At 45.7% G+C, this 13,283-nt stretch carries 11 protein-coding genes; 5 read left to right on the plus strand and 6 right to left on the minus strand.

Translation table 11 applies throughout. The annotated features are described in order from the left end of the window. Positions 1–130 precede the first annotated feature (130 nt). From ACRRS1_RS12985 to ACRRS1_RS13000, 4 genes are read left to right on the plus strand one after another with little or no spacing between them, the layout of a single operon-like run. Positions 131–967, plus strand: coding sequence for an ABC transporter ATP-binding protein (locus ACRRS1_RS12985; RefSeq protein WP_432452750.1), 837 nt, complete (start codon positions 131–133; stop codon positions 965–967). Continuing rightward, on the plus strand, positions 964–1,989 hold the full coding sequence (locus ACRRS1_RS12990; RefSeq protein ID WP_432459573.1) for a FecCD family ABC transporter permease: 1,026 nt from the start codon (positions 964–966) through the stop codon (positions 1,987–1,989). Before ACRRS1_RS12985 ends, ACRRS1_RS12990 begins: the two co-directional genes overlap by 4 nt. After that, positions 1,986–3,038, plus strand: a complete 1,053-nt coding sequence (locus ACRRS1_RS12995) for a FecCD family ABC transporter permease (protein WP_432459574.1) — start codon at positions 1,986–1,988, stop codon at positions 3,036–3,038. The genes ACRRS1_RS12990 and ACRRS1_RS12995 overlap by 4 nt, the downstream gene beginning before the upstream one ends. Continuing rightward, complete coding sequence (locus ACRRS1_RS13000; protein WP_432452747.1) at positions 3,035–4,036, plus strand: ABC transporter substrate-binding protein; 1,002 nt, start codon at positions 3,035–3,037, stop codon at positions 4,034–4,036. Before ACRRS1_RS12995 ends, ACRRS1_RS13000 begins: the two co-directional genes overlap by 4 nt. Here the strand turns inward: ACRRS1_RS13000 and ACRRS1_RS13005 are convergent. The 4 genes from ACRRS1_RS13005 to ACRRS1_RS13020 all read right to left on the minus strand — a co-directional run bounded on the left by ACRRS1_RS13005 (position 4,026) and on the right by ACRRS1_RS13020 (position 8,931). Then, on the minus strand, positions 4,026–6,059 hold the full coding sequence (locus ACRRS1_RS13005; protein WP_432467656.1) for a methyl-accepting chemotaxis protein: 2,034 nt from the start codon (positions 6,057–6,059) through the stop codon (positions 4,026–4,028). The genes ACRRS1_RS13000 and ACRRS1_RS13005 overlap by 11 nt on opposite strands. Positions 6,060–6,526: 467 nt before the next feature. After that, positions 6,527–7,417, minus strand: coding sequence for a DUF1214 domain-containing protein (locus tag ACRRS1_RS13010; protein ID WP_432467655.1), 891 nt, complete (start codon positions 7,415–7,417; stop codon positions 6,527–6,529). A gap of 4 nt (positions 7,418–7,421) precedes the next feature. Further along, positions 7,422–7,919, minus strand: coding sequence for a DUF1254 domain-containing protein (locus ACRRS1_RS13015; protein WP_432467654.1), 498 nt, complete (start codon positions 7,917–7,919; stop codon positions 7,422–7,424). 100 nt (positions 7,920–8,019) lie between these two features. Further along, positions 8,020–8,931 carry a LysR family transcriptional regulator gene (locus ACRRS1_RS13020; RefSeq protein ID WP_432452744.1) on the minus strand — a complete coding sequence of 304 codons (912 nt, stop codon included), beginning with the start codon at positions 8,929–8,931 and terminating at the stop codon, positions 8,020–8,022. 202 nt (positions 8,932–9,133) lie between these two features. Between ACRRS1_RS13020 and ACRRS1_RS13025 the strand changes: the two genes are divergently transcribed. Continuing rightward, positions 9,134–9,919, plus strand: a complete 786-nt coding sequence (locus ACRRS1_RS13025) for a substrate-binding periplasmic protein (RefSeq protein WP_432467653.1) — start codon at positions 9,134–9,136, stop codon at positions 9,917–9,919. A 51-nt stretch (positions 9,920–9,970) separates the two neighbouring features. On the opposite strand, the gene ACRRS1_RS13030 is transcribed toward ACRRS1_RS13025, so the two are convergent. Together ACRRS1_RS13030 and ACRRS1_RS13035 are read right to left on the minus strand one after the other, a co-directional pair. After that, complete coding sequence (locus ACRRS1_RS13030; protein WP_432452742.1) at positions 9,971–11,587, minus strand: methyl-accepting chemotaxis protein; 1,617 nt, start codon at positions 11,585–11,587, stop codon at positions 9,971–9,973. A 745-nt stretch (positions 11,588–12,332) separates the two neighbouring features. Continuing rightward, positions 12,333–13,229: an MBL fold metallo-hydrolase gene (locus ACRRS1_RS13035; RefSeq protein ID WP_432459578.1), complete on the minus strand. Its 897-nt coding sequence runs from the start codon at positions 13,227–13,229 to the stop codon at positions 12,333–12,335. Between the last annotated feature and the right edge of the window lie 54 nt (positions 13,230–13,283).

Genomic DNA, 13,283 nt, shown 5'->3' on the forward strand with positions numbered 1-13,283 from the left:
TGTTACGTGATTTTCACCTCAATAGAAACTAAAATGCGAATCGTTTGCGTTACCATTTGTATGAAATTTAAACATAATTTAGGCAAACATCGATGTCACATACGACTATTACCATCTAGGAGATAAATAAATGGACAAGCGCGCTCAGCCGACCTCAGAGCCTGCAATCCTGCGTGCTGAACATTTAGATGCCGGACACGCTGGCCATACCGTTCTAAAAAACCTCAATCTCAAACTGGCATCCGGAAAAATGACGGTGTTACTGGGACCCAATGGATCGGGGAAGTCGACCTTGTTAGCCAGCCTTTCACGTTTATTACCAGCCCAGCGAGGCTCTGTCTTTTTACAACAGCGGAATATAGCTGATATACCCAGCAAGCAAGTGGCCCGTACGCTTGGCTTATTACCACAACAACCAAGCGTGCCGGAAGATCTCAGCGTTAAAGATTTAGTTGCCCGGGGTCGCTTTCCACACCAAGGCTTGCTCAAGCAATGGAGCGAACAGGATCAACAGGCCGTGGCCGAAGCAATGCGGTTAACCGCGACCACTCATCTTGCCGCAAGATTGGTCGATAGTTTATCCGGCGGACAGCGCCAGCGCGTATGGATAGCCATGATCTTAGCGCAGCAAACCGAGCTGATCTTGCTAGATGAGCCCACTAGCTTTCTCGACATGCGCCATCAGGTTGAATTGCTTGAATTATTAAGAGATTTAGTCAAGCATCACGGGCGAACCATTGTTTGTGTATTGCATGATCTCAACCTAGCCTTGCAATACACCGACCATCTGGTGTTCCTTAAACAAGGTCAGATCCTCCATCAGCTTGAGCACCCAAGCCAATGCACGACGGCCATCGTGGAGCAGGTATTCGAAACGCCACTGTTGGCAGTACCACATCCCCAAACTGGTTTACCGATTTTTTTAAGCAAAACCGCTCCCAATCAACACCAAGCCCAAAGCGCATGAACATATCAGCACTTAGCCCACCGCGACAGCTTCACTTGACGACCAGCGGACAGCTCAGCTTAATGCTGCTTGTCACGCTCATATTAGGCTTGGTACATCTCATCGAAGGGCCACGCGATATTCCCTTCAGCAGTTTGGCCCATGCCATTATTGACTACGACCCAAACAACTTTGAGCAACGGGTATTGATAGCTCTGCGGCTGCCAAGAGTTACGGCGATCCTGCTTGCAGGCATCTGCCTCGCTATAGCCGGATATTTAATGCAACTCACGCTGGCTAACCGTCTCTGCGAACCCCATATCTTAGGTCTTAATGCTGGTGCCAGCTTAATGGTGGTAAGCCTGACGGCCTTTCCAATTGTGCCATTAATTGGCCCTTTACGGCCGCTGGCTGCAAGTATTGGTGCCGCCATCATGTTCAGCATGGTATTAACGCTAGCCTCCTCTGGACGCAAGGGTTTACAGGCACTGAAACTCATTTTTTGTGGCATCGCGTTTTCCACTCTCGCGAATGCCATTAGCGCCACCATCTTGCTACTGGATGAAAACACTCTGGACGAGTTGCGCTTTTGGTTAGTGGGTGACGGGGCCAGTGCGCAGCTATCCACAGTGCTCGCGGGCTTGCCCTTTATCGGCCTGGCGGTGTTGATGAGCTTGCTACTACTGCCGCAATTAAATGCAATGTCACTGGGCGACAATATGGCTCGAGGTTTAGGAGCCTCGGTTAAGCTGACCCGATTTTTTGCCCTTTGTGCCGCAGCGCTGTTAAGCGGAACTGCGGTATCCCTAGTGGGACCGATTGGTTTTGTGGGTTTAATCTCCCCTTCAATATGGCGAGGTGTGCACGCCCGTCCCACGCTGCAATCAATGCTGCTTATTGCTCTTACCGGGGCAAGTTTATTACTGGCTGCCGACCTTGCTGCCACCAGCATCATCTCGCCTCAGGAGTTACCCACGGGAGCCCTAACCGGATTGGTTGGTGCCCCGGTGTTTATGTGGATTTTCACGAGACGGATACGATGAACAAAGCAAGCGCGTTGACCCTGCGCACGGGTCCTTTTTCACTCACATTTCATTTATTGCCGCTACTCAGCCTGGCGGGGCTGAGTATGACACTCGTTGCGGTGGCAATGACGGCCTTGCTAACCGGCAGTGAAGCTGTGCCCTTCGACACATTGTTGAGCTATTTTCATCTGGGAAGCCTCGACGGCTCGGCGGCTCAACGGGCTGATTTGTTGATCCTTGATGCGTTTCGTGCGCCTCGGATCTGCTTAGCCATGTTGTGTGGTGCAATGCTCGGCTGTGCTGGTGCGGTGATGCAATCTTTAACCCGAAATGGTTTAGCCGATCCCTCCATTTTGGGGGTACGCGAAGGCGCTGCGTTAGCAATTGTAAGCGTGATACTGATGCGCTCAGAGCTGGCGTTAATTTGGCGCCCCTTACTGGGGATGGCTGGGGGATTAGCTGCCGGACTGTCGGTTAAATTGCTCGCCAAACAGAGTACCGGTCTGCGTTTGGTGATGATCGGCATTTGTTTATCGTGGTTATTATCCGCGGTGATGCTGATTTTGCTATCCTCAAGCAGTACCCAAGATCTACAAACGGTGATGCTTTGGCTTGCCGGCGATCTGCAGGCGGCAACCTGGTCCAGTGTGCAACTTGCCAGCTTGATATTGCTTAGCTGCGCACTGATATTAATCCTGTGCTGCCCCTCGGCAAATATAGAAGCACTGGGCGACGCTCTGGCAACAAGCCTTGGCGTGCGCCGATCTTTAATTGCCAGTTTGCGTTTTTGCGCAGCCGTTTTATTAGTGGCCACCAGCGTATCGGTCGCCGGGGGGATGGCCTTTGTTGGCTTAATTGCACCACATCTCGCCCGTTTGCTGGCAAACAACAGTGAACGCAGTTTGCTGCTCGGCAGTGGCGTGATTGGCGCTTTATTGGTACTCAGTGCTGATACCCTCGCCCGCGCCGCCTTTAGCCCACTCACCTTACCTACGGGGATTATATTGTCAGTGCTTGGAGCACCCAGTTTAATTTTCCTTCTTTGGATGCGCAGGGATCAATTTTGAAATTAATTCGTACGGTTTTATTCACTCTGTGTTGCTGTTTCTTAAATAACAGCAATGTATTCGCACTCACCACCACCTTCTATATTGATGACCTTGGCAGAAGCGTAGCTGTGCCGGTGCACCCGAAACGGCTCGTGTCTACCTACGACGTCGATATCACCATTCCGCTCATTGAATTAGGTATTTTGCCTATCGGCAGTCATGGTCGACTGAATCGTAATGGCACTCCCTATCTGCGCTCCAGTGCACGATTAACCGGTGTTGATTTCGATAACAGTTCAATCTCTTTTATCGGCGCCACGAAGCTTGATCTGGAAAAAATCGTGAGCTTGAAACCCGATTTGATCATCACCGAAAAAAACCGCTCAACTCCAATTGAACTGTTAGCCAGGATTGCGCCAACGGTGGTCATCGATAGTAGTAAAGGGGCGCCACAGGTCTATCGCAAGCTGGCTAAATTAACCGCAAGCCAAGTTCAACTTGGCAGACTAGAGCGCCGTTATGCCATGCAAATCGCCGCGCTTAAAAATAGCATCGGTTCGGCCACTATCACCGCATCGGTATTTCAATCACTACGTGGCAAACTCAGTGTTTACCATAGCTATCGCGCCTTAGGCCAGGTCTTACGTGATGCCGGTTTTCATTTTCCAGAGTTAATCAATGCCATCGACCCAGGCCAGCGTATCTCGCTCAGCGTAGAGCGCCTACCGGAACTGGATGCCGACATTATTTTTTCCCCCTATCGCGCCGATCAAGCTGGTGGCGCGGCAACTGAAATAGCGCATATGAATACCATGCTGGCAAACTTTTGCAACTTTCTGCAAGCCTGTCGAAGTGGCAATTATGTATTGGTGCCACGCGACTTGGCCATCTCAAACTCTTATGCTGGCTTACAGGCAATGGCCACTATGGTACAAGCGCATCTTATTGCCCGGCCAAAACAAAACAGCTTGCCGGACGAGCCAATAAAGCCTGCCGACTCAGCCTTTATACCTTAAAGCTGCCCACCTGCTTGTTCAGCTCTTGGTATAAATCGGAAATATTATGCGACTGAGACTGAATTTCATCCGCGACATTTTGCACACCATCGGTTTGCTCTTTTAACGAAACAAGATTTTGATTGATTTCGCTGGAGACTGCCGATTGCTCCTGAGTCGCCTGGGCCGTGTGATCGGCCATTTCCTGAACCCGCCCAAAAGACGCACGAAGCTCATCAAATATTTGAATAACCTGACTAAAGTTATCAACCGTACTCTCGGCATTTTTCCGACTATTTTGAATGGCACTTGAGGAACGTTCCACGTTTACTTTCAACTGTTCAATCATGCCCTCAATTTCATTGGTACTGTCTTGGGTACGAGTCGCTAAGGTTCGGACTTCGTCAGCAACCACTGCAAATCCACGCCCCTGCTCTCCGGCTCGAGCCGCTTCAATCGCCGCATTCAAAGCCAGCAAATTAGTTTGCTCGGCAATTTTACGGATCACCTCCAGTACTGAGGCGATGGTTTGTGAGCTTTTTTCTAACTCTATAGATTGACTCTCGGTCACCTCGATATCATTGACCAAGCTAGATATGGCTTGATTAGAGGTATTGACCGCGGCAATCCCCTGTTTGGAAAGCTGATTGGAGTTATTCGCTTCCTTAACTGTATCTTTGGCAACCTCAGCCATTTGCTGATTAGACATATTCATTTCGCTACTGGCACTCACAATTGAGTTTGAGGCATCCACTAAAGCCAAGGTGATCGCGCTTGCTTCACTGGACACACCGTTAAACTGTTCGGTCATCCCTCCTAGGGCCTCACTTTTATTGTGAATCACTTTAATAATTGAACGTAGGTGCTCCACAAAACCGTCAAACTCATGAGCGAGGTCACCTAGTTCGTCACCAGCGCTGGAATTAATACGAGCAGTTAAATCACCATCACCCTCGGCGATTTCTTTAATTCGATTGGCCATATTTTTTACGTTACGCGTCAACAGCAAAGGCATGTAATAACCAAATCCGATCGCGACGATAAAAGCTAATATAATGATCACCATGGCAATACTTTCTAGACTTTCCACCTGTTCTCTTAAAATTTCATCACTCTCTTGGGATTTTGCTCTAACGTCTTCTCCGGCTTGATCTAATTGAGAGCGAACCACTTTAAACTTTTCATCGAGCCGCATTAATGCCTCAGAGAGTGCACCGTTAGTCTTGACTTCAGTGGATTCAATAAAAGCAATACTGTTGTGATGCCACTCGGTAAACAAGGTATCAAGCTCCTGATAAGGTTCCGTTAAATTAGGCTCATCAATTAAGTAAGCACGATAGGCATGAAAACGTTGCAAGGCTTGAGCGGCATTTTTTTTAAAAGAAGCTTTATTCTGCTGCGGCAGACCATCGTGAATCATCAATTTCTGCATCGCTAAGCGCGCTTGATAGATGTCCACATCTGCTTTCAGTACTTCAGATATAGCTTCAATGTAACGATTCAGTGTAGCCTGATCGATGTTTTCCGCTTCCAATTTCTGAGTATGTTCATTCAGCTTCTCTCCCGCTTGGTCAAGCATCTGCCGAATCACTCCAAATTGCCGATCCAACTCAATAAATTTAGGACCAAAATCAACCCCCTCTTTTGCAGATGCCATGACCAGTTTGCTCGCAGAGTACCAATCCTGAAAATACTGTTCAAATTGGGTGTAGGAAGCGAGTAACTCGGGTTCACTTTCAAGATTCTTACGATATAAATGGAAACGGTCCAGTACCTGTTGGGCATTTTCTTCAAATTCAGCTCTATTCTCAACGAGAGCCCCTTCGCCACAATAGATTTTTTCGATTGCTAAACGCGCCTGATAGATATCTCGGTCCGCATTTAATACCGCCGATATCGCTGCAAAATAATGCTCATTCTGAACGGTTAGAGCTTTTTGTTGAATAGAAGTCATAGCTTTAGAAAAAATAAATAAGCCAACCAAAATAACCGCCAGCAAGGCGGTTGGAAACATCGCCTTTAATCGAATAGAGTTAATTCGCATGTTCACCCTTTATATGCATGTTATGACGCCATACAACTAGTCTAGGTAATAGATACAAAAAACAACAAAAAAATAATCTTAAAATCAATAGCGATTTTTTGGTCATAAATATATTTATTCACAAGCTTAATGTTTTGCTACACAGCAAAGATTATTAGAAGCAACATCGTATTGAATCAAAGAGCATCAGCCTTCTTCTTCATTGTCTTAATGGGAGCGACAAAACCACCAACACTCATCAAACCAAAAGGACGAACAACATACACTTAGTGGAAGACGACTCACTTGCAGGATTTTATTTTAAACGACACACAAGGCCATAAAAAGACAAAAAACCATATAAACAAATCAGTAACTTAAGGTGGTCTATTTTTTGTTCCGGTGTTACTGGTACATAAAACTCTGGTATTCAGGAAACAAAACCCATGGAATGTCCACTGGGTTTTGAACAAGCGAAAATAAATCGCTTAAAGAGTTTGTTTGATCACCTGTGGCATTGGATACTCATTATCAAGCACTTGTTGAGTCGGCTCATATAAGCGAAGATGCAAATAGAAGTCATCTTCTGGTGCTGGTAGCCAATTACAATGCTCGCCTTCTGGAGGTTGATGTTGAATGCAAATCGGCAAGGTGCCATCTGTCGCATACTTCAACTCTTCAGGACGATTAGTGGAAATCGAATAACGATTGATTTCATTCTCCACCATAAACAAATTTGTAGCATCGTACATAGTTAAGGACCAGAACTCTTTTGCTGGTGCATCCGCTGGCATGGTCATTCGATACTGATATTTACTCGATAATTGCATACCTTGAGAGTCGGTGTAGCGGTTTGGGTAAAGTGCTCGCTCTGGCACATTTAAGCCAGCGGCGCGTAAATTAATACTCGCGCGGCTCAAATAATCCTGGCCATAACGCCCCCCTTCAAACATCATCGACCAACCGTAACTAGTTGCGCCAAGTTGACGACCTGCGTAGTCAATAATACGGGCTGAAGATTCCACCGCACGCAGCAAACCGCGTTTTTGCGCTGCAGAAAGCAGCTCCGAATTAAAAGGCGTTTCTCCTCCAATACCAATGTATTTAAATTGCGCCACCATAGCGGCATCTTCGGCTAAAGGGTTTTTTCTTAATTCTTGATCAATTAAGGCAAACCACTCCAAACCTTGGGGACGAGCCATTGGCGGAATACCACCTGAAGATTGTTGAAGGCTAACTACGCCGTGAGACTCACCGTATTCAGATAAAGGATAATGGATAAAACCGTCATGTACTTCAAGCGCCGCATCCAGATCTTGCTCTCCTGCCACACCAGTACGTTGAATATACCAAACCATGGGGGTACGTGACTCAATCACCCCGCTAATGCCCTCTGGGATTTCCCCCTTGCCAACCCTGCTGGACCAATAAAAATTTAGCCCCTTGAGTGCCAGCATTTTGCTTAATAAGGTCATCGATAGAATCAGAGTAGGCATCGAGCAACTGAACAATAAAATAACGGTTATCGGTTCTAGGGACTTCGATAACCATCGGCCCAGATACATCCAAATCAATATGTGATTGAGAGTATAAGGTGTCGTTGTTTACCGTAGGAACAATACGGTGTTGCGGACCCGATAAGACGCGCGTTTTGCCCATTTGATTTAGCGGTGCCATCGCGTTATCCATCGGTGCTGTCACCGATGTAGAGGTTTGGCGAACGGCTGCCACAGTGAGCGGACCCGTCCCATAAATAAAAGCTTGTACCCCGAGATGATAAGCAAGCTCCTCTTCAGCGCTGTGTTGAGACTGCGCAAAACTAGAAAGAGCAAAACCTGAAGCAAAACAAAACATGACTGCGGAACAGAACTTATGGTTCATTTAAACCCCTTATAAAGTGAATCATTAAATTACTTTATAAGCCTAACAAAAGCGCTTTCCTCCCCCCATCGATGAATTTCTATAAGCTCCATTAGAAATATTAATAATGCAATTCACCGTCAATAATTGCGGAAGCTTCCTCAAATAGCCAGTTGGTAAGCGGGTCAATGCGATTTCGCTGATGGGTAAATAGCGCAATACTTCGGAATCGGCTTTTATCAGGCAGAGAATGAGGTAAAGGCTCGAAGCGGAATTTGTAAGGAAATCGAGCTGCAATATTCTTAGAAACAATACCAATATAATCACCATCAGCAACCAAGGCTAACATTAAGCCAATATCACTGGTACGCACACTAATCTTTTTGTCGAGCTCAAGAGACTTAAGTATCTGCTCACTACGAGAGACGCTGGATTCACCAAAGATTAAATTAATACACAAGGGATAAGCTAACACGGCACTGAGTTCTGAGGACTGAAGCGGATGGTCTTTACGCATCACCATTACAAATTCATCATCACCAATATCCTTTTGCAAAATATTTTTATTGGTTTCCATGGGTAGATAACTAAAACCCCAGCATTGGTTTTTTAACTCCAGATCTCGCTGAGCCTCAAAGCCCCAATGGTAACACTCGACCGTAATTAACGGGGCCTGAGCACTAAGCTTACTCACTAAGGGGGCGGCGAAAGAGCTCATTAAAGGTGGTGACAATATCAAGGTGATCTCGCCTTCGAGCAGGGAAATGTCCCAATTTTTCTGGTTAATATATAACGAGTCCAATTGATCCAGCAGCGCAGGGAGCTGCATCAGTAACTGCTGACAACGCACCGTTGGCTCCAACTGATTTTTGTCTCGAACAAACAGCGGGTCATTAAATTGCTCACGTAATTTTCGCAGCATGACGCTGATCGTTGGTTGACTAAGATGCAATCGTTTCGCAGCTAATGTTGTTTGCCGCTCTTCGTTTAACACCAGTAACAGCCGCAATAAATTAAAGTCTTTGATCATCATTGGGTATCATTTTCAACTAAAGCCCTATGATACAACAATGGCTTAGCGCAAGCTGCAATGCTACGAGTATTTATAACTCAGACCCGATTTTAATCTTATCGAGCTTGGTTGAGCAGGCACGCCTTTGCAATAGAGAACCGAGCTAAATAACAAGATCAAAAATAGTCTAAACTAATACCATCGCATCAACTATGTAGAACTTATGAAAAAGCTCTCAACAGGGATACTATTTGCACTTTTACTCTATCCGTCATTTCCAACATTAGCGCCGCTCCATTCGCTAATTCTTAGCAATGGCGAATGGGAGCCTTATCTATCTGTAAATTTGAAACACGGTGGCGTTGCTTCACACATCGTGAGTGAAGCATTCAAACTTCAAGGGATCGAGGTTCATTATCAATTTTTCCCTTGGAAAAGAGCCTACCTATTAGCTGAATTGGGTGAAGTCGATGGCTCGCTCATTTGGTCTTACAATGACAATCGCGCACAACAGTTTTTGTATAGTGCTGACTTCGTAATAGAGGGGACTTCGGTGTTTTTTCATCTGAAAAGTTTTGCATTCGATTGGCATAAACCGCAAGACTTATATGGCGTTAAATTTGGTGGGGCGGCGGGTTATAAGTACCAACTACTCGAAAAACTAGAGAGACAGAAGCTCATCACAATTGACCGAAGTAAGTCGGACCGCAGTAACTTCGCTCGCTTACTAAGAGGTTATATTCAAGTTTTTCAACTCGATAAAGCTGCTGGTTATTATCTATTGCAGCAATATTTTAATCCCAATGAAATCGCTCAAATCACTCATCACCCCAAATCAGTCACGAGCGATCGTTATTACCTCATCATTTCTAAACAAACACCAAATGCGCAACAGCTGATAGCTAAATTCAATCGAGGGCTAAGCCAATTAAAGCAAAGTGGACGTTATCAGCACATGCTTCAAGCCTCACTCGATGGTCAGTATATGGACACCGACATGGAACCATAAACGATGATCAAGCTATTTAGTTTGACCAACAAACATCGCCCCTATTGCTACTCACAACTTATAACTATTCACAAGCCGTTTAAGCTCGGTTGCCAATGCAACGACACGTTCGCTAATAATATGCTGCTGGCTGGCATCATGCGCGGTGACGTCAGCGATATCTTGAATGCTCGTCACATGCTGATTCACCTCTGAAACCGCTTGGTTCTGCTGATCAGCGGCTTGCGCCACTTGTGAGTTTAGCTGGGCTATCTCGCGGCTTTGTATGGCAATGTCTTCCAAGATCGCACATAACTCTTCAATACTCGTTTCCGAGTTACTAACTGCAGTATTCGCCTCGTTCATCACCGAAATCACACGATCTTTTTGTTGTGTCAGCTGCTCATTAATCTGTTTAATCTCCCCTGTCGACTGATGGGTTCGACTCGCTAACGAACGCACCTCATCTGCGACAACCGCAAACCCTCGACCTTGCTCTCCCGCTCGCGCTGCTTCAATGGCGGCGTTCAAGGCTAATAGATTGGTTTGCTCAGCAATAGCTGAAATGGCTTCAACCATCGAATTCACCCTTTCGCTTCGCTCGCCTAATTCAAGTAAGCTTTCGTTGGCATCTTTTACTATCGCCACTAAGGCTTGCATATAAGCAAGTATTTGTTGCGCCTTCTTCGCACCAGACTCAACATGTAGACTGGCGTGCTGGGTTCGGTCGGTGGTGAACTGCGCATTTTGTTTCACATCATTCGATGAGGCTTCTATTTGGACTAAGGTGGTCGCAACAGAATCGGTTCCAGCCTTCAGCCTTGTGACTGATTGTTCAGTTGAACCAGCCACATGACTGACCTGCTCGGCAGTATCATGTAATTCGTCACTACTACTCGTCAGCTGAGTTAAACTCTGTTTAAAACTATTCACTAATGATTGTAACGAAGCATAAACGCCACTAATTTCATCGTGGTATTGATCCGAAAAATCCACAGCTAGATCTGAGTTATCAGCCGCTTTCAACAAACGATTACGCAGTAATTTAAGACGCTTTGCCACCGCACTTCGAAAAATCAAGGCCAACATCAACATGCCAATAAAAAAGACTACCGTTAACAGACTGGCTTGCTTAAGCAGTGCGCTATAAATAATTTTTTGAGCGCTGGCGAGTGAAAATGCAACTTCAATCACCGCTGCGGTCTCGCCTTCCTTACTGGTCACATGACAAGAAAGGCAATCAACACCGCCATGATCGCGGCTCATGATGATAGGTGTCAGTACCGTCAGCGCAGATTGTTGTTCAATCATACTTTGCTTAACCACCGTCTGCCCAGTGAAAGCCTGACGTTGATTGTCGGTTAAACTAACCGAAGCTTCACTGGGATGAAACATCGCCTGAATCGATTCTGAGCGAATCAGTTTGATATCAAGGATATTCTCTTGGCTAGACATCTTTTTATGCAATAAATTTTTATTTGCCATCGCCCCCGATAACATCAAAGTATTCAGGCCCTCGAAATAACTTTCGCTCATGGCCTTAATTTGCTGACGAGCCATCGCTTCAACCAAAGATTTTTCGTGTTGATAGGTGTAGTTAAGGGTGATGATCAACAGCGAGCAGCCCACCACAAGCATCGTCACATATAGTTTTGTCGCAATGGATAAGCGCCCCCAAAAAAAACTCATAACTGTCTCCCATACTTGAAGAAATCAGTGCACTACATTACTCGGATTCGGGGTAAAAAATTGCTCAACACCAGTCTTAAGGCGATTCACAACCTCTACTTTGCTTACCGTAAATCAGTATCTGATATGCACTTTAAATACAGCATCAGTAAAGCGCTTCATTGCCATTGGGCTAAATTGATTTTATTCGCGTGGCAAGCCCCTACATTCTCAAACAATTCACATAAAACTGGCGAATTGTTACTAAAATATGAATTGCATCGTAAGTTAAGCCTACATTACCCCACTCGGCAAGATTCAAAAAGTCCAGTTCACCGCGATGTGATGCGCTTATCGCTTCCACGCAAAATAGAAGTAGAATCAAATGATAATGTGAAATATACAAGGACAACAACAGCGCCCAAAAAAACACGAAATGTAAAACAAGGAGGGAGAAACCAAGCCTTTCGATAAAATAATATCAGTTTGGGTTCACGATTTTTTTAAACACACTGCTAACAATTATGACATTTATTGTCGCAAGCTAAAGGCATCTAGCGCTTCGGCGGACCCAAAATATCCTCAATGAAATAAGTTTACCTCGCCTAAGCCGATCATATTCAAGGATTCATATATAAAAAGAGCGACTAACAAACTTAGCAGCTCAATCAATAAAGTAAGGGAGCCGGAGCAGCTAACGATTGAAGGAGATATCTGGTATCACTGTCGCTCCGCTCCCCAAAGACCTAAGCCTAATACAAACGGCTTAGCCCCACTTCATTTCGCCCATGGCCACTTTTGCACCAATTTGTAGGGCTACGCCCATTCCAGCATTCGGGTAACGTTTCGTCATGGCTTTGATAAGCTGTTCGCTATTCGTAGCTTTAGCGAGTTCTTCTTCAAAAGCCAATAAATAGTCTCGAGTATAACGAATAGCACTGGCGTCAGTCGGTGCATCGGGACTCATGTGCCCAGCAATCACCATCTTAGGTTCACGCTCAAGCATGGCATTCAGATTGTTGATCCAGGCTTCACGCCCCGCTGCACCAGCGGTATCAGCGGTCCATACATGCACCCCTGAAAATACCATCACACCACCCAAAATAGCTCGACTTGAAGGCTCCCACAAGTAACGACGGTTGGCTAAACCCTCTGCGTTGACGATATCCAAGTGATGCGATTCGATACGAAGAGAAGACTCATCATAGGCTTCTGGTAGCACAATATCGTCCATGGTTTGTGGACCATTCGCTTGAAGTTGAGGCCCCCAAATAGCGAGTTTTTTCTTCACATTAGCTTTAATTGCCTCAATCGTTGCCGATGCAGCAATCACCCGTACATCAGGAAATGCCGCTTTTATCGGCGCGAGACTGAAATAATAATCGGGATCGCTTTGACTCACATAAATAGTGGTTAAGGTCTTACCCGAAGCATTAATAGCAGCCACTAAAGCCTGACCGTCGGGGTAAGTAAAACCACCGTCAATCAACAGCGCGTCATGTTCGCCGCTAAGCAATACTGGAGCGCGATAAAAGCCGTGTTCTCCAGCTGGAAAATGCTGCACCTTCAATGTAGACTCTGCCGCAAATGCAGCACCGTTGATACTAGACACAGCAACGATGCCAGCCGCGATAAACTTCATGAAATTATTTTTAATAGACATTATCTTTCCTTTTAAATTGTAACTAATCGCACATTAAGAGTGCAGAAATAAATA

The sequence above is a fragment of the Agarivorans sp. Z349TD_8 genome (genome assembly GCF_050870825.2).
Classification (GTDB): domain Bacteria; phylum Pseudomonadota; class Gammaproteobacteria; order Enterobacterales; family Celerinatantimonadaceae; genus Agarivorans.